A 16396-nucleotide genomic window follows, 5' to 3' on the forward strand; every position below is an offset into this window, starting at 1 on the left:
CTCTTTGCCGATAAAGGAGCGAGCCGATGCACACGATCACCGTCGACGCCACGGACGTCTCCCGTGCCTGGCTGGAAGCCTGCACCCGCCTGTCGGAGATCCCGGGCAACAAGGCCTTCCACACCATGGTCCGGATCGCCCGCCCCCTGCACGAGGACCCCCATCTGCGGGCCGAACTCGACCGGCTGCGCGCCGCCCGCACCACCAAACCCCTGTATCCCATCGACACGGTCGTCAACACGCTCTTCCCCACCGCACTCGCCGCGACCTGCACCACTCACGACGAGCTCACCGCCCGCTACCGGGCCCTGTATCCGCGGCTGCAGGAAATCCACCGCAACGTCCACGGCACCTACTTCGGCCGGCTCGTCTCCTATCCCGGCACCCCCGACAAGCCGCAGCCGGTCGACCAGCTCGCCCGGGTCATCAGGCGCCTGGACAAACTGCGCACCTCGGCGAAGTGGAGCGCGGTCTACGAGGCCGGCACCGCCCATGTCGCAGACGATGACGCGAGCGAGTGGGAGGAGGACGAGCCGGCGCAGAGCGCCGCCGGGTCCGAAGCCGTGATCCGAGCGGCCTCGCTCGACACACAGACACTGGATTTCCCCTGCCTGAGCCACTGTTCCTTCCAGCTCGACAGCGCCACCAACACCGTGCACCTGGCCGCCTACTACCGCAGCCACTACATGTTCGACCGTGCCTACGGAAACTACCTCGCCCTGGGCCACCTCTGCGCCTGGGTCGCCCGGCATGCCAACCTCACACCCGGCACGGTGAGCGTCATGTCCGGCTGCGCCCGGCTGGACTGCACTAAATCAGAACTCGGCGCACTCCAGGATGCCTTGACCACACCACTGTTCGGGCTGGGTGCCTGAGCGGGCACCCGGCACCGGCCCGCAGCGCCCGTCTCTAGGCGTTCAGGCCCCACTTGGGCGGGAACCAGGCCCGTACCGGAGCAGCGTCCTGGCGGTAGACCTGCTTGATACGGCTGCGGCCGCTGATACCGGCGATGTCCGGGTGGGCAACACGCGCGTACTTGTCGACCTCGCAGAACAGGTTCTGGCAGTCGATCAGCTGCAGCGGCCGCCCCCCCAGCCCGGTGAAGGACAGCCCCAGACGGGCGAAATGCTCGTCCTGGGAAGCAGCCATGTAGCGGATGACCTCGGCCTCGATGCCATCGGCTGCCGGACCGAAGCATTTACGGATGCCGTCACGCGCTCCCGGCCCGGGAACCACGAAGTCCATCTCCGAAAACGTCAGCTGCGGAGCGTAGTTGAGGTCGATGGTGAACTGGTAGGCGAGGAACGGGCCGAGTGCCGGGTAGCCGAGCAGTACCTCGTAGGCCTCCCGCATCGTCGATGCCCCCGCAACGCGCTCCGGGGCGCCGGTCGTCATCATCCTCTCCAGCAGCCGCAGATGATTGCGGTGCTTGCGGCTCTCCCCCAGCTGCGGCGGCGGAACGATGTAGGCGGCCGAGTACAGCCGCTCCCCCCGCGCGAAGACCGCTGAGAGCACCCGGTCGTACGCGTCGAAGGCATAGCTGCCCCAGCGCACCTCGCCCAGTTCGCGGTTGAGCAGCCGCCAGGTGGACTCCTTGTTGAAGACCTTGAACAGCAGGGTGCGGAAGAACACGTCCTCCCAGTCCTGCGACCCCTGGTAGATCACGTCCGTGATCAGGACCTGGCTGACGCGGTCGGCAGCCCGGTAGCAGTTGGTGAACCGGTGCCCGGCCAGGATCGGATCGTGGGTCCACGGCCGCGCCCGGCCCTCCAGGCGCGCCTCATAGACCGCCTGCCGGGCGGCGGCGAACCGCCAATAGGTGTCGAACACCGGCGTCGGCCGCAGTTCCCGCCCCGCCACCCGCAGCATCTCCGGCACCGTGTCCCGGCCATCGATCGTCTGACGGTCTTGCAGCAACGTCACCATGTGCGCAATATATATTTGTTATAGGTCAGCTGTCACCGAGGGGGAGCCATGGAGTTGCTGCACCATCAGCAGCAGCGCCGTACGACCTCGGTGCAGTGGCCCGAGGACGTCGACCGTCGTCTGAACATCCTGGTCCGCGCCGCCACGGCGGCCGGCGAACGCACCTCACGCGCCGAGTTGCTGGCCGCCCTGGTGACCACTGCCGAAGCCCAGCCCGAGCAACTGGCCCTCCTGCTGCACCGCTACCGGGGCCTGCCCGAGGACGCTCTGGCCGACGACGCCGGCCGCAACGACCTCCCCCACGTCCGCACCCCCGGCCCGCGACGTACCACACCCACCTGAACGATCGGCTTCACAGAAGGTCACCGAGGAGGATCCCCGTCCGGGAATCGGCAGGGCATCGACGGCAGACAGGGGTGGAGATGAACGGGCAGCCGCAGGGAGCAAACAGCGGACGCCCTGACGGCCGGGAGGCAGATCACACGACTCTGCGTCTACGGGCAGCCACCCGGGCCCTGCGGATGCACCTTGACGACCTGTCAGCGGTATTCCACTTCGACGGGGCGGGCGACCAGTTCCTAGCCGAGTCGGCATTCCCTTTCGCTCGGTGGCGTTACGCGTGCGCGGACTCGCTGCTCGGCTCGGGAACGGGCAGTAACCCGTAACCAGGTCCGGGGGTGATCCAATGTTTGCCACAGGTCCGGCAGGAGTTTGGTCATGGCCTCGTGGGCGGCGTCGGCCGCTTCGTAGGCGGTGGCACCCTGGTGCATCAGGAACACCGTGACCGCGCTCATCTCCCGTGTGTAGAAGGCATTGAAGTCATCGCGCCGGATGAGGGCAGGCTTCGGCGGGGCCTCTGCGGCCGTAGCACGGACAGGCGGGGGCGACTGTTCGATGGTCATGTCGCGCATCACCTCGCGGGCCGGGCGGCAGCCGTGCTGCCGATCAAAATATCGACGTCGTGATGCGCCGTCTTCTCGATGAGGCGGCTGCCCGGCGGCAGCGACCGGGCGCGTTCCGACAGCCCTTGCTGGTGGAGCTCCACACGCCGGATCTGCGCGCGGAGCCTGATCCAACGATGGCCAAGGCGCAGAATGTACACGCTCGCGGCGACTCCCGCCGCGGCCGTTGCCGTCAAGGGATCCATACCCCACCCCCGGTTTCCACGGCGGCGTCCGTCACGCCGCGCTCCCCTCTATAAGCAAGGAGAGCGCCTCGTTGTGACATAGGGCCAAGAGCCTGTGGTCCGCCAAGACCACTCCCCCGGCACGCCGAACAACTGCTCGGTATCTACGCCAACACCCCCTCACCGGCACAGCCAGCCCGTGTAAAGTAAGCAAAAAATAGTCTGTCGATCTTCAAGCCCGCTGGCCAGTAAGAGCCTTCCCCACACATCTGGGGGTCTCTCCTATCCACAGGCCTCCATTCCCAAGATCGGCCCGCCTTCCCCACACACCTGGGGGTCTCTCGCTCTACCAAGGCGGTGACTACATGATCCGGGTGCCTTCCCCACACACGTGGGGGTCTCTCCTTCTGGATCATGATCACGACGACGAGGACGATGTCTTCCCCACCTGGGTGGGGGTCTACTGATGATCTCGGCGTCATGTCGCCGGACGGTCGACGAGATTCCCAGCTCAGAGACTCCGCGTCGCGCGACATCACGCACGGAATCTCAGTAACACTACGGACGAACCGTCGGAGCACCATGCTTACGTGCTCCCACTCGGTCCCAGCCCTCAGCAGGACGGTGATAGCCGATCGGCCAGCCGACGGACACAGCAACCTGCAATGCCCGGTCACAGCGCTCGGGTTCATTCACCCAGCGACGGTCCTTGAGGATCAGACTTCTCGGCCACCACGCACGGCTCTCACCTAGCAAGGTCAAAGCACAAAACGGCAGGTCAGAGAGCCACTCCTATGGCCTTCTCATCTCAGTGCGCTGGGAATTCTCACGCGATGTCACCAAGACTTCTCACTTGATGTCACCAACTCTGCGCTTCGACCAGTAGAGATGCATGACATCCAGCTGAGAACCACCGGTGACACCAAAATGAGAAGTCGCAGCGGGCCGCCGCTCTTCTGATCGGCAGCATCCTGGTCCTGCTGCCCACCAGTTCGGCTCTGGCGTCCGACGCGCAGGCCGCGCCGGACACCACCGCATCCCGCGTCCCCGGCCAAGTGACAAAAGCCCCGCAGGTCACCGAAGCCGAACAAGCCTCGGCGTCCGCCGCGGGTACGTCAGCGTCCCGCACGTCGTACACGGTGCGCGAGACGCGGCCCGCGGAGAGTCTGTGGGGCATCGCCGAGCGGGAGTTGGGGGACGGTGAGCGGTGGCGGGAGATCGCCGGCCTGAACGAGGGCCGGACCATGACGGACGGCCAAGTCTTCCGCGCGAACAGCTTTCTGCAGCCCGGCTGGCAGCTGGAGATGCCCGCTACCTCCGGTGCCGCGGGAGGTGTTCGTCCGCAGTCGGGTGACAGCGCTGCGGCTGCCGGGGAGCACACCGCGCACGTGGTCACGGTCCAGCCGGGCGACTTCCTGTCGAAGATCGCGCAGGAGGAGCTCGGGGACGGTGACGCGTGGCCGCAGCTGTTCGAGGCCAGCCGGGGCACGCGGCAGCCGGGCGGCCTGCCCGCCATCGCCGACCCGGACGTCATCTACGCGGGGCAGCAGGTCACGGTGCCTGGTGTCCAGCCCGACGGGCCGTCCAATGATCGCGACCAGGGCGATGAGCGGGCCCGCCAGGAGACCGCTCCCCCGGCACCCCACAAGCCCGATGCCGGGCAGGAGCCGGGCGGCGGCAACGGGGAAGAGCAGGCGCCCGTACCGAGCCTGACCACCGCGCCCGCACCAGAGTCGTCAGCCCCCAGCACACCAGCGAGCCGTCCGGCCCAGCAGCCCGGACAGGAGCAGGCGTTGCCTTCTACACCGGCTTCCGTGACGCCCCGGCCCGGTGCCAGCGTCTCGTCCTCTACAGCGCCCCCTTCGACGGCGGAATCGTCCGGCTCTGGCGCATCCTCTGCGACCACGGCGTCCGAGCCCCCTGCGACGGCTCCGGCCAGTAGCCCGCTGAACCTGCGCACGGTTTTCGGCGCCGGCGCGCTCTTGGCCGCCGCCATCACCGGCGCCCTCGCCCTGCGTAGGACGCTGCAGCGCCGACGCCGCAAACCCGGCGAGAAGATCGCCATCGCATCGGAAACTTCTCCGGCCGAGGCCCAGTTGGCGGCCACCGCCGAGCCGAGCGGAGCGGCCCGCCTCGACATCGCTCTGCGGACCCTGGCCCACCAGCTGTCCCCACAGCCTGCGGACCCTGTCCTGCCTCCCCCGCCGCTGCGGGCGGCCCGGCCATCGGCAGCACCGAAACGGACAGCCTGCTCCTGCTCAACCTCGCGCACGTGCCCGCGCTGCTCCTGGACGGCAACCCGGTCCACATCACCGAGGTGTGCACGTCACTTGCTCTGGAGATCGGGATGAGCCCGTGGGCGAGCGACGTCGAGGTCGTCACCATCGGGTTCGGCGAGGACCTGCCGCAGCTGCTGCCCACCACACGGATCGCCCACATGCGCAAGGCCACCCACGCGCTGCGTGATCTGAGCGAACGGCTGCTGGAAGCACACCAGCTGCCCGAAACCCGGCATCAGCCGTATCTGCTGTTGTGCGCGTCCCCCCTGGACGCGGACACCGCCTGGCAGTTCGCCGAGGTCATCGACAAGTCCGGCAGCGTCCCCGTCACGCTGATCGCACCCGCCAGTTCAGCAGCCTCCCACTTCCCCGACGCGGAGATCCTCAACGCGTCCCTCAGCCGGCCGCAGAACCTCAACCACGCCGGCACCGCCATCACGGTGCAGCGCCTGGAACACGCCGCGTACGTTCAGATCACCACGGCGCTGAAGGTGTCCGGGCAGCCGCCCCACCCGGCCGAAGGCCCCTGGCAGGAGGTCCCGGACGAGCCCGACGGGATGCGGCAGTGCGAACAGCCCGCGCCGCAGCAGCCCACCCCCGCTGCCGCACGTCCCTCACCGACAGCGGTGACAGACGTACGCGGCGGGGTGTTCCCGGCCCTGCTCGCCGCCACCACAGATCCGTCCGGACTGCGCCTCCTGCCGGCCGCCACGACACCGTCGGAGGCCGGCGCCGCGCCTGGCCGCGACGGCCAAGCAGCACCCCCGGCAGCCGGACAGGCCCCTGCCAGCGAGAAGACCACGGCGGCCGACGACGACAAGGACTCCAGCGAGGACGGCATGAGGCCGGAGGCCGAACAGCGCCAGGCACATGACCTGCACGCGCCGGAGATCCGCGTCCTGGGCCCGGTCGAGGTGACCGGCGTGGACAGCACCGGCCACGGTCCCCGCATGGCCCAGCTCGCCGCCCTGCTGTTCTTCCGGCCCGGGCGCAGCGCGGACGCGCTGTGCTCCGACATGGACCCCGCCAGCCCCTGGTCGTCCAGCACCCTCAACGCCCGGCTGCAAGGCCTGCGCCGCTCCCTGGGCAACGATCCCGCCGGCCACCCCTATGTGCCGCGCCGCCGTTCCGGCGACGACCCCTACCGGCTGGCCCCCGGCGTGCGCTGCGACTGGAACCGCTTCCTGCAGCTCACCGAACGCGCCCTGCCACTGGGGCCGGCGGGACTGACCGACCTGGAGAAAGCACTGACACTGGTACGGGGCCGCCCCTTCGGGGGAAAACCCCTGCCCTGGGCCGAGCCCAACCAACAGGAAATGATCACACGCATCATCGACGTCGCGCACACCGTGGCCACCCACCGCACCCCCGCAGGCCCCCACCACGACCTCAGCACGGCCCGCCAGGCCATCGCGACCGCCCTCGACGTCGACGACACCGCAGAGCTGCTCTACCGGGACTGGCTGCGGATCGAGCACGCGGCCGGCAACCGGCAGGGCCTGCACACCGCCATCACCCGCGTACAGCAGATCAACCGGGCGCTGGACTGTTCAATGGAGGCGGCCACCGAGCATCTCATCAACGAACTCCTCACACCGGCCCGTCCCACCCCCGTCGAGAACGTATGAGCATCGCCCGGCTCCCCCAGGACACCGCGCCGCAGCCCCGCCGGCCCTCCAGGCACAGCGGGCCGGACCCGGATGCCGGACCGCTTCCCGCCGCGCCCGCAGCACAGACCGAGCCGTCACCCGCGCACACCGGGCTCTGATCGGCGTGGCCGTCGCCGGTGCGGTCGTCATCGCCGGGATCGGCTTCGCGGGTTCGTACGCCGCCGTCCGCGAACTGGCCCTCACGAAGGGCTTCGGCACCTTCGCGTACGTCTTCCCGATCGGCATCGACGCGGGCATCTGCGTCCTGCTCGCCCTGGACCTCCTCCTCACCTGGATCCGGATCCCGTTCCCGCTCCTGCGCCAGACGGCATGGCTGCTGACCATGGCGACGATCGCGTTCAACGGCGCGGCGGCCTGGCCCGACCCGCTGGGCGTGGGCATGCACGCCGTCATCCCGGTGCTGTTCGTGGTCTCGGTGGAGGCCGCCCGGCACGCCATCGGCCGCATCGCGGACATCACCGCCGACAAGCACATGGAAGGCGTCCGCCTCACCCGCTGGCTCCTGGCCCCCCTCCCCACGTTCCTCCTCTGGCGCCGCATGAAGCTGTGGGAACTGCGCTCCTACGACCAGGTCATCAAGCTGGAGCAGGAACGTCTCGTCTACCAGGCCCGCCTCCACGCCCGCTTCGGCCGCGGCTGGCGCCGCAAGGCCCCGGTGGCATCCCTGATGCCCCTGCGCCTGGCCCGCTACGGCATCCCCCTCACAGAGAGCGCCCCCTCGGGCCTCGCCGCGGCGGGCATCGGGCCCGTACTGCCGCCCCCCGCCCCGCAGTCGGCAGACGCGCCCGCGAGCAGTCGGACCCCCGAGGCGGCACCGGCCGTACGCAACGAGACGGCACCTGCCGGCGAACAGCGTCCAGACCTGGATGACAACGAACCCCCCGAGCAGCCGGAACATGTTCAACACCCGGGGCCGGACGCAAGCCTGTGGTCCGACGATCTGCTACAAGAGGGCGGCTACGACCCCGGATACGACCTGGAGGAGTACACCCACGGAGACGAGGAATGGGAGTGGGATGAAGAACCGCCTGCCCTGCACACCTCTCCGCATCAAGCGGCTTTCAGCTCCAATTCCCCGGCCCCGGAAGCCGCAGAAGCACTCCGCCCCGGACACTCCGCAGACGCCGTGCCTCCTCCGCGAAATGTGCAGGCCCCGCGTTCCGGCCAGGAAACAGAACCCAACACCGTGATTCCGCCGGGCGAGTTGACGCCTGATAAGAAGACAACACCCCCTCCGCGCAGCCTCACGCCTGTCGACCGCTACTACCTGGCCTGGCAGGACCTCCAGCAACAGCACAAGACAGAGCCAGACGCGACCGAGCTGTCGGCGTATCTCGCCAGCCAGGGGATCCTGGACCGCGAAAACCAGCCCCTCAGAGCAAAGACACTGGCCCGCTACTTCCTTCAGTTCCGGATCTACACCATCTGGGCCCAGCACCGAGCCATCGATGACCATCCAGCCCCCGACCGCGTCGCCAAGGACCTCGCGCAGCACGGCATCACAGCGCAGTACAAACAGCCCATCCACACACACGACCTCGAAAAACACCACAGCAACTTCGAACGCCGCTGGCAAGCCCTCCACCGTCAAGGAACGTTCTGATCCAGGCAAGCGTGGCCTGATCGTTCCGTTTAATGACAGTGAGGTCACCCCCGTGCCAAGGCCGGGTGTGTCACTTTTACACTCCCCCGGTGCCCCGTGCTTCCGCTGCCCGGGGTCTGCCATGCCGTCCTGGCAAAGCCCCGGACGTGAATCGCATACCAACCAACGTCCCCAGTCGCGTACACCGTTGTGCACGAAGTCGTGCACCAACTCTTCGATGGGGACGGCTTGCGGTCAGCGGTTGCCCGTCCAAACGATCCGGTCGGCGAAGCCGCCCCGCTCACTCGCCTTGGTCTCACGGATCTTCTCCATCTGATCCGCGCCGACCCCCAGGTCCGCAGCGAGCGCGCGCACGACCTCCAGCACGTCCGCGAGTTCCTCCGGCGCCGAGTCCTTATCCGCCCCAAGGAACTCGGCGACCTCCTCGCCGAGCTTGTCCCTCAGCCGACTGCGGTGTTCCTCCCGGCCAGCTGTATAGGTGACCGGCTCGGCCCCGGCTTCCCGGATGATCTGCGGAATCCGGTCCCGCACCAACTTGCCGTGCCTGCTGTAAGGCTCCACCCATGCTCTCCCGCGCCGTCTTCGTGAGGCGGTCGCCGGACGCCGCCCCTTCATGCCGCCGCAGCCTAGAGAAGTCGTCTCACAACTCGCCACGCGAACCGCCAATCCCACCCGTTCGGAGTGCCGATCTGCAAACCGCTTGCACAGCCTGAGAGTTGACCACCACGGCGCTCCGCAGGGTGGTGACCTTCCCCTAAACCCCGCGGGGCCCGCAGAAGGAGGACAACAGACATGGCTACCGCCCTGGAGACCCCCGCTCCTGCACCGGCCGCCGGACCGGAGTCGTCCCCGTTCACGGACCCGCACTCGCACATCACCCCGGAGCTGTGGAACAAACAGGTCGCGCTCCTGATGCGCGACTACCCCTACGACGACGTCATGGCCACACGCGTCCTCGGCCAGGCGTACGCGTACATGCTCACCGCCATGGCCAGCCGCGGCAGGGGACAGGCAATAGGCCCCGGTCACATCGTCGACATCGGCGTCCACACGGTCATCCTGGACACCGTGGCGTACGCCGAGCTGTGCGACCGGTACAACGATGGCGTGTTCCTGCACCACGTGCCGCTCGTCGGCATGAAGACCGACAGGTCGGTCGTGCGCACCGCGCACCAGATCGCGGCGCACGGCTTCGAGGTCGACCTCCCGCTGTGGCAGGCGGACGCCGCCAAGTGCAGTCCCTGCCACCCGGGCAGCGACAGCCACTGCCCCACACCCCTGGCGGGCCCGCTCTTGCGGGGGCGGGCCCGACCGTTGCCCGTACAGCGGCCGGGCCCGCCCTGCGGGTGAATCGGGCGGGATAGCCTCGGCGATCACTCAACGCCCGCCAGGATGGGGCCGTGACGCTCTCCCCGTCCTCAACGGCCGCCGCAGACAGCCCGCACGCCATCGTGGACCGCTTCCACTGGGACTGGTACCAGCGCGCGGAACCCGGTCCGGAACTCCTCCGCGACCTCACGGACAAGGCCGTGGTGGAACTCGGCGCCGGCTCCGGGCGACAGGCCGCCTACCTCGCCCACACCCACCAGCCCGCCCGCGTGGTGGCCGTCGACCACGACCCCGCCCAGCACGCTCGCGGCCGTGAACGCTTCGGGAACATCTCCCGCCTCGACCTGGTCCATGCCGACGCAGCCACGTACATGGCCCAGCACCCCGGCGCGTTCGATGTCGCGTACTGCGTCTTCGGCGCCCTGGATTTCACCGACCCCCACACCCTGCTGCCGGCGATCGCCGAAGGACTGCGGCCCGGCGGACTGCTCGTCTTCTCCACCCTCGCGCACCACCGCAACGGCCACCCTCCCGCGACGGAGCCCCGGCCCGCCGAGATCTCCACCCGCCGGCCGGACGGCACACCGGCCACCATGCTGCGCTGGGTCCTCGACACCCCGGTATGGCACAAGCTCTGCGACGAACACGGCTTCGACACCACCCACACCGACGCCATCCACGACCCGGGCAGTGCGAACGAACCACCCATCGCCACAAGCGTGTTCCGTGCCGTACGACGAAGAACAGCCTAAAGTCACGCCCGTCGGACCGAGGGGATATCGACGCCCCTCTACTGGCGCATCGGGTCCCGCACCATCGTCGCGAAGCCCTCGCTTGTACGGCACGGGGCCTCGAAACGCCGCCGTGGGCTGCAAGACCCCGATCGGCAGCGGAACTTCAGCCCAGAGGAACCTTCGCAAAGGATTCCCACTCGTACATCTGATTGTCTCGGTGGATCAGGATGAGCTCTGCGGTGGTGATGCGAGCCTGCGCCGGCGTGAGGTTGAGGTCAGCGAGAATCCGCGCGACCGGCTCAGCGGGCCCGTCTCCGGCGCTGTAGGCCACCGAGACATGTGGTGTGAAGCCCTCAGCCTTCTCGGGGACCTCACCGAGAACGTCCCCGATGGCTTTTCGGATGGCGTTTCTGACAGCTCGGGCAGGGCCGTCGGGGTGGACATGCAGGAGCACTGCCTCGGAGTCCAGTACCGCTGGCCCGATCTGGACGTCGAAAGCCGGAACGGCGGCCAGACGAGTGTGGGCTGCATCCACGATGCTGTGGACATCCTGCTCCTTGGTGTCACCGACGAAGCCGATGCCTTGCATCGTCAGGTGCAGCCATTGGTCGGGGATTGCGGTCAGAGTGTCTCCGAGAGGTGCGAGTGCGGAACGGTACTCGGCGGCGAGCCGGTGCACGTCGTCCTGGCCTTCGAATGTTAGGTGCCAGGTATAGAAACGGCGGCCCACGGTCCAGCCCGGCCGCCACCACCAGTGGTTCCGCATGGTCTCGGGTTGAGTCGTCATGTCTGAAATCAAATCAGGCAGAGCCTTCCCCTGGCGAGAGTGCCAGATGCCGTGGAGCGGAGTCCACGCAGAACTCTTCGAGAGCTTGACGCAGCCCGACAGCAGCGGTGCCGCTGGTGCGGGGGTGCCCGATACTCACGCACAGTTCATTGAGCCGGCGGGTGACGGGCTCCAGGCGGTGGTCCGGCGGAAGTGCGAGGACAGGTACGAGGGCTTCGAGGGCGCCGTCGGCTTCGCCATTCGCGAGGTGGGCCGCGGCTCGGCTGATGTGGATCTGCGCCTCGGTGCCGTACGCCCTAACTGGCTGTACAGCCAAGAGTGCGAGGGCGTTGTCTGCGGATCTCAGGGCATCGGCGGGGCGCCCGATACGCAGCTGGACGGCGGCGGCATAGTTCTCCTGCCGTGCGGGCTGACAGGCGAAGATGCCCCCGATCTCGTCTCCGCCGCTCATAGCGGCGCGCGCCTGTTCGGCATGGAAAAGCGCCGCCAAGGCCTTGTCCTGGGCACCCAGTTCGGACCAGGCATCAGCTTCCTGGCAGGCGAGGAGCACTGCCACCGAGCCAGTTGTGCGGTAGGTGGCGCCGTGACGGGCGAAGTTGATCGCTTCCCGTAGGCGTCCGTCCCAGAAGGCCACCTTCGAGCGCGTCGAAAGCACCCAAGCGCGTAGGTCGTTGTGCCCTCCGAGCTCAGCGCACAGCCACGCCGTGCGGCCTTGAGTATCCGCATCGCGCAACTGTCCCAAGTCGGAGGACATCCATGCCAGGAGCCCGCAGAGGTAACCGGCCGCGACGTACAGGTCAGTCGACTGGCGGGGGTACTGGTGGCCTTCGAGGAGAGCGAAGACGCGATCGCGTAATGCTCGGGTTCGGACGAAGAGCGCGATGGGCTCGGACGTGAGGTAGTCCGAGGCGAGCGCCCGTGCTTCGGCCATCAGTTGCTCAAGGGCGATGTCGCCGACGTTTGTGGCCTCCGCCCATTGCGCCCACGTGGCGGACTCATCGGCGGCGAGACGGACGAGGTCGGTCCCGGTCGGCGCAGGCGGGGGAACGGCAGACGACAGGGCCGGCGTCTCGACGGTTGTTGGACGATGGGCGAGCAGGTGTAAGTCCCCTTTGGGGAGCGCGTGCCGGTCCTCCAGGTCCAACAAGTCCGCCACGCGGCACGAGAAGGCTTCTGCCATGGCGAAGAGGACCGAGAGACTAGGACGGCGTGAGGAAGGGCCTGGCCACTTCTCCCACTTGCCCACAAGGGATGCGTCAGCGGCGACGGATTCACCGGGGCGTCCGATACTCGCCTGAGTGATTCGATCCGCTGCCTCCTGAAGCGTCCAGCCGTGGGAATGCCGCCACGCTTCTCTGGGACGCATCCTGAAGCGGGTGCGCATCTCGATAGCGATATCCGCGAGGGGGCATCCGACGGCAACCATGCCTTGCCGGAGGGCCTCCCGGTCTGCCTTGGAACCGGGCTTCAAAGGGGAGTTCATGGGCGTGCTCCCTGTGCAGTGTGGTGGCCTAACGGTAACTGCGGCATCGCTCGATTTGGTGGGCGTGACCTGGAACATCAGGTAGCGACAGCCCAACTGGTTGTCTAGAAAGTGGGATTGTCCCTGGTCGGCGTAGAGGCGCGTGTCCAGAAAAGTTGGTCACGGGCGCCCGTGACGACAACTGCCTTGATTGGAACGGTAGGGGTACCGCATTCGAGGCGCTCAAGAACACGGATGGCAACACCTCAAGGTGAGGCCTGATGCCTGTTTTCTCGGCCCAAGCGTTGACGGATTCGGAATAGCAGGCCCACACCTACGTCGTGTCCGCCGAACCAAGGAGCTCCCTCCCGTGAAGCCGGAGAAGCAGCGCATCGCAGTCTTCCTCGTCAAGGTACGGGGGATGGAACGGTTGATCCCCGCCGCCGTGGCTTGCCACGTCGAGCGAGTGGTGACGTGTCAGGCGTCCGGAGCCTCCGGATATACGGAGGGTTCGGCATGACACCGACTGCGACCATTGTCCGGACGGAGCCCCGAATCCCTCCTAGCCTCCGCGTGTACACCGGATTTGATATGTCCTTTGCCCGCGGAAGTGGCTCCACGGCCGGCGCCATCGCGATAGCTGACAGAGCTGTGCCATCTCGGGTACGCCTCATCATCCGGGCCGGGCTGAAGTACTGGCGCCTGCCCGACCTCACTGAGTCTGCCGAGCTACTGGCTACCGAACTGGTCACCAACGCGTTCAAGCACGGCTGCGGTGATGTCGGGGTACGCCTGTACCTCACGGCTAGTCACCTCCTGATCGAGGTGAGGGATGGGTCTCACGACCTTCCCGTGCTGGGCAACGCCGCTCTCGACGATGAGGACGGCCGTGGCCTGTTCCTCGTTGCCTCCATCGCCGACGACTGGGGCGTCAGCCTCGACGGTACGACGACCTGGTGCTCCCTCCCCTTCTGAGGAGGAACGAGCCGACCGCTTGTCCCTCTTCTTGCCCTCTTGCTGGAACGGACTGTTGAGGAATCCCATGTCTGACCGCGTGTCTCCCGCTCGGCAGGTCACGCACCGCCGTAGACGGGGCCGCCGCCCCCGTGTGGATCGCTACCTCCTCGATGAGGTCGCCGGTGTGCTGGTCGCGCCGCTGGTGTGCATCGTTGGCGTGTGGAGCGTGTCCGTTCTGGCCGCGTGGGGGTTCCGGTTCACGTTCACCCAGTTTGCGAGCGCTCTGGGTGGCGGCGTGCTCATCGCGGCGCTCGTCGGCGTCATCCGGGTACAGGCGGTGGCGGCCTCTCTCCAGGGCCATCGCGACGCCGAGTTCCAGCGGGTCGCGGAGGCCGCGCATGCCGCTGAGCAGACCATGGTCTGGACGGCACATGAGCTGTGCCGGGGTGCCCGGCCCCCGCTCCCGGAGGATCCGCAGGCGGCGGGCGGCGACATGCTCGACAAGGTCATCGAGCTGATCGGGAACCTGAAGACGCAGGGGGCGGGCTCCCTGATACGGGTGCATGACGAGTCTCAGGCGGCGGTGCTGGTGGAGATGCATCGGACTTTGTCCCGGCGCCAGCACAGTCTGATCGGCGAGATGCTGGAGAATCTGAGCGGCCTGCAGAACGCGACCGAGGACCCGGAACTCCTTGACTGGAGCTTCAAGATCGACCATCTCGCGATGCGGCTGCGCCGCATGGTGGAGAGCGTCTCCGTGGTGCTGGGCAGTCAGTACCTTCGCGAGATGCGCGCTCCCGTCGAGGTCGTCACGGTGCTGCGCGGCACGAAGTCCGAGGTGGTCAGGTATCCGCGCGTCAAGATCGCGGTGGGTGAAGTCGGTGACGCGTTCGCGCTGCCGGCGCATGTGCATCCCGATGTGGCGCATCTGCTCGCCGAGCTGATCGACAACGGTCTGGAGCACTCCGATCCGGCGACCCATGTCGTCGTCCGTGCGCAGCAGGTGGCGCACGGTCTGCTGGTCGAGGTCGAGGACAAGGCGACTTTGCTGATGGAGCCGGAGCAGCGGGAGATGCTGAATCGTCTCCTGGCGCACCCCGGGCAGGCGGATGTCGCGGGCCAGGTCCGGGCGGGGCGCCTGGGTCTGATCACCAGTGCGAAGATTGCCGAGAAGTACGGCCTGTCGGTGTGGCTGACGATGAACCCGATGGGCGGGACCACCGCCCACGTCTTGGTTCCGGCCCGCTACCTCGTCCCGGTCACCCCTGCTGTCGCCGCCGTCACGATCTCTGCGGCGCCGGAGCCGGTTGCCGCTTCGCAGCCCGAGCGGACGGGCGCCGTAGAGCAGTTCGTCCGTCCGGCGCAGGGCAGCCCTCCCGTGAACGCGGGCGGCGCAGGCGATACGGCTCCGTTGCCGAAGCGCAGGCGTGTGCGCAGACCCGTTGCCGGCACCGCTGCGCAGGCTGAAGTGCCGGCCCAGGCCGCGAATCCCCGTGCCGGGGGCGACTGGCGGACGGGCCTGCGCGCCGGGCTGGGCGCCGAGCCCGCCCCTGGCGCGCCCCCGATCAGCCAGCCCTGACCTTGTACTTCCCCGCAACTTCGCATGGAGCGAATCGACGATGACTTACGACATGACCGGTGCAGTGGCCCCCGCGGCTTCCCCCGATGCGGTCAAGGGGCAGATGACGCGCCTGCTCGACGACTTCGTGGCGGGCACGGTCGGTGTCAGCCACGCCTTGCTGGGCTCACGCGACGGCTTGAAGCAGGTGTTCTCCTCTCACATGGACCCCGACTGGGCCGACGAACTGGCCGCCACGTTCTCGGGAATGTCGGGGCTGGCCAAGGGCGTCACCGGGCCCACGGGCAAGCAGGTGCCGGCGCAGCAGATCCTGCTGGAACGGGAAGACGTCATGTTCCTCGTCACCAATGCCGGCGTCGGCAGCACGTTCCACCAGAGCGGGAAGACTGTCGCCACGGTGCTGGTCGTGCTGGTCGCCACGGACGCGAACATCGGCGCCGTCGCGTTCGAGATCGGGCGGCTGGTGTCACGGTTCGCGCCGTTCATGACCACGCTCGTCCGTGACCGGGATGCCGATGGTGAGGCTGCGTCATGACCTCCCGGCCACCACAGGAGCCCTTACCCAGGGCTGGAGACGACACGTCGGGCATCGTCCGGCTCTACACGCTGACCGACGGCCGCACCCGTCCCCGACACCACCTGAACCTCCAGACCGTGCTCGGACCCGGCCGCCGTCAGCCCGCTCCCGGGCTCTCGCCGGAAAGCGCCCAGATCATCGGACTGTGCCGCCAACGGCGGCGTCCCCTCGCGGAAGTGGCCGGCACCACCGGTGTGCACGTCACCGCGGTGAAGATTCTCGTCTCCGACCTGATCGATGCGGGCGCCCTGATGGTGCCCGTCCCGCAGACGCCGGGCGACCGCTCCGACCTTCAGCTCCTGGAATCCCTCAGCGCCTTCCTCAAGACCAAGTTCCCCGACGCGGTAGCGAAGGCCGGGTGACACCT

The 16396-nt window shown here is 68.0% G+C and carries 17 protein-coding genes; 11 read left to right on the forward strand and 6 right to left on the reverse strand.

Annotated elements, in window-relative coordinates:
* Window positions 1-26: 26 nt before the first annotated feature.
* A complete protein-coding gene (locus tag OG595_RS00495) occupies window positions 27-875 on the forward strand; it encodes a hypothetical protein (RefSeq protein WP_329266662.1) in 849 nt (282 codons plus the stop codon).
* A gap of 34 nt (window positions 876-909) precedes the next feature.
* Here the strand turns inward: OG595_RS00495 and OG595_RS00500 are convergent, their stop codons facing one another.
* The gene (locus OG595_RS00500; protein WP_329266664.1) at window positions 910-1926 is read right to left on the reverse strand and encodes a nucleotide kinase domain-containing protein; all 1017 of its coding nucleotides are present in this window, start codon (window positions 1924-1926) and stop codon (window positions 910-912) included.
* A gap of 48 nt (window positions 1927-1974) precedes the next feature.
* Here OG595_RS00500 and OG595_RS00505 point away from each other — a divergent pair, with 48 nt between their 5' ends.
* On the forward strand, window positions 1975-2268 hold the full coding sequence (locus tag OG595_RS00505; protein ID WP_329266666.1) for a hypothetical protein: 294 nt from the start codon (window positions 1975-1977) through the stop codon (window positions 2266-2268).
* Between the two features lie 236 nt (window positions 2269-2504).
* On the opposite strand, the gene OG595_RS00510 is transcribed toward OG595_RS00505, so the two are convergent.
* Together OG595_RS00510 and OG595_RS00515 are read right to left on the reverse strand one after the other, a co-directional pair.
* Entirely contained in the window at window positions 2505-2828 is a 324-nt protein-coding gene (locus OG595_RS00510) for a hypothetical protein (protein ID WP_329266667.1), read from the reverse strand.
* A gap of 8 nt (window positions 2829-2836) precedes the next feature.
* A complete protein-coding gene (locus tag OG595_RS00515) occupies window positions 2837-3073 on the reverse strand; it encodes a hypothetical protein (protein ID WP_329266668.1) in 237 nt (78 codons plus the stop codon).
* 1034 nt (window positions 3074-4107) lie between these two features.
* On the opposite strand from OG595_RS00515, the gene OG595_RS00520 reads away from it, so the two are divergent.
* From OG595_RS00520 to OG595_RS00530, 3 genes are all read left to right on the forward strand, one after another.
* The gene (locus OG595_RS00520; protein ID WP_329266669.1) at window positions 4108-5403 is read left to right on the forward strand and encodes a LysM peptidoglycan-binding domain-containing protein; all 1296 of its coding nucleotides are present in this window, start codon (window positions 4108-4110) and stop codon (window positions 5401-5403) included.
* Complete coding sequence (locus tag OG595_RS00525) at window positions 5325-6959, forward strand: AfsR/SARP family transcriptional regulator (protein ID WP_329266670.1); 1635 nt, start codon at window positions 5325-5327, stop codon at window positions 6957-6959. The genes OG595_RS00520 and OG595_RS00525 overlap by 79 nt, the downstream gene beginning before the upstream one ends.
* Window positions 6960-7104: 145 nt before the next feature.
* Window positions 7105-8604, forward strand: a complete 1500-nt coding sequence (locus tag OG595_RS00530) for a DUF2637 domain-containing protein (protein ID WP_329266672.1) — start codon at window positions 7105-7107, stop codon at window positions 8602-8604.
* A gap of 234 nt (window positions 8605-8838) precedes the next feature.
* Here OG595_RS00530 and OG595_RS00535 read toward each other — a convergent pair whose 3' ends face one another.
* Window positions 8839-9165 (reverse strand): nucleoside triphosphate pyrophosphohydrolase, encoded by a 327-nt coding sequence (locus OG595_RS00535; protein ID WP_329266674.1) that lies wholly within the window; start codon window positions 9163-9165, stop codon window positions 8839-8841.
* 231 nt (window positions 9166-9396) lie between these two features.
* Between OG595_RS00535 and OG595_RS00540 the strand changes: the two genes are divergently transcribed.
* Window positions 9397-9954 carry a glycine-rich domain-containing protein gene (locus OG595_RS00540; RefSeq protein ID WP_329266676.1) on the forward strand — a complete coding sequence of 186 codons (558 nt, stop codon included), beginning with the start codon at window positions 9397-9399 and terminating at the stop codon, window positions 9952-9954.
* Window positions 9955-10004: 50 nt separating this feature from the next.
* Window positions 10005-10685 (forward strand): class I SAM-dependent methyltransferase, encoded by a 681-nt coding sequence (locus OG595_RS00545; RefSeq protein ID WP_329266677.1) that lies wholly within the window; start codon window positions 10005-10007, stop codon window positions 10683-10685.
* Between the two features lie 145 nt (window positions 10686-10830).
* Here OG595_RS00545 and OG595_RS00550 read toward each other — a convergent pair whose 3' ends face one another.
* Together OG595_RS00550 and OG595_RS00555 are read right to left on the reverse strand one after the other, a co-directional pair.
* On the reverse strand, window positions 10831-11454 hold the full coding sequence (locus OG595_RS00550; RefSeq protein ID WP_329266678.1) for a 2'-5' RNA ligase family protein: 624 nt from the start codon (window positions 11452-11454) through the stop codon (window positions 10831-10833).
* Between the two features lie 13 nt (window positions 11455-11467).
* A complete protein-coding gene (locus OG595_RS00555; RefSeq protein ID WP_329266679.1) occupies window positions 11468-12634 on the reverse strand; it encodes an XRE family transcriptional regulator in 1167 nt (388 codons plus the stop codon).
* A gap of 933 nt (window positions 12635-13567) precedes the next feature.
* Between OG595_RS00555 and OG595_RS00560 the strand changes: the two genes are divergently transcribed.
* The 4 genes from OG595_RS00560 to OG595_RS00575 all read left to right on the forward strand — a co-directional run bounded on the left by OG595_RS00560 (window position 13568) and on the right by OG595_RS00575 (window position 16391).
* Entirely contained in the window at window positions 13568-13891 is a 324-nt protein-coding gene (locus OG595_RS00560) for an ATP-binding protein (protein ID WP_329266681.1), read from the forward strand.
* A 133-nt stretch (window positions 13892-14024) separates the two neighbouring features.
* Entirely contained in the window at window positions 14025-15452 is a 1428-nt protein-coding gene (locus OG595_RS00565; RefSeq protein ID WP_329266683.1) for a sensor histidine kinase, read from the forward strand.
* Between the two features lie 40 nt (window positions 15453-15492).
* On the forward strand, window positions 15493-15987 hold the full coding sequence (locus OG595_RS00570) for a roadblock/LC7 domain-containing protein (RefSeq protein WP_329266684.1): 495 nt from the start codon (window positions 15493-15495) through the stop codon (window positions 15985-15987).
* Complete coding sequence (locus OG595_RS00575) at window positions 15984-16391, forward strand: DUF742 domain-containing protein (protein ID WP_329266686.1); 408 nt, start codon at window positions 15984-15986, stop codon at window positions 16389-16391. Before OG595_RS00570 ends, OG595_RS00575 begins: the two co-directional genes overlap by 4 nt.
* Window positions 16392-16396: the final 5 nt, after the last annotated feature.

This window comes from Streptomyces sp. NBC_01451, assembly GCF_036227485.1.
In the GTDB taxonomy this organism is placed as follows: Bacteria; Actinomycetota; Actinomycetes; order Streptomycetales; family Streptomycetaceae; genus Streptomyces.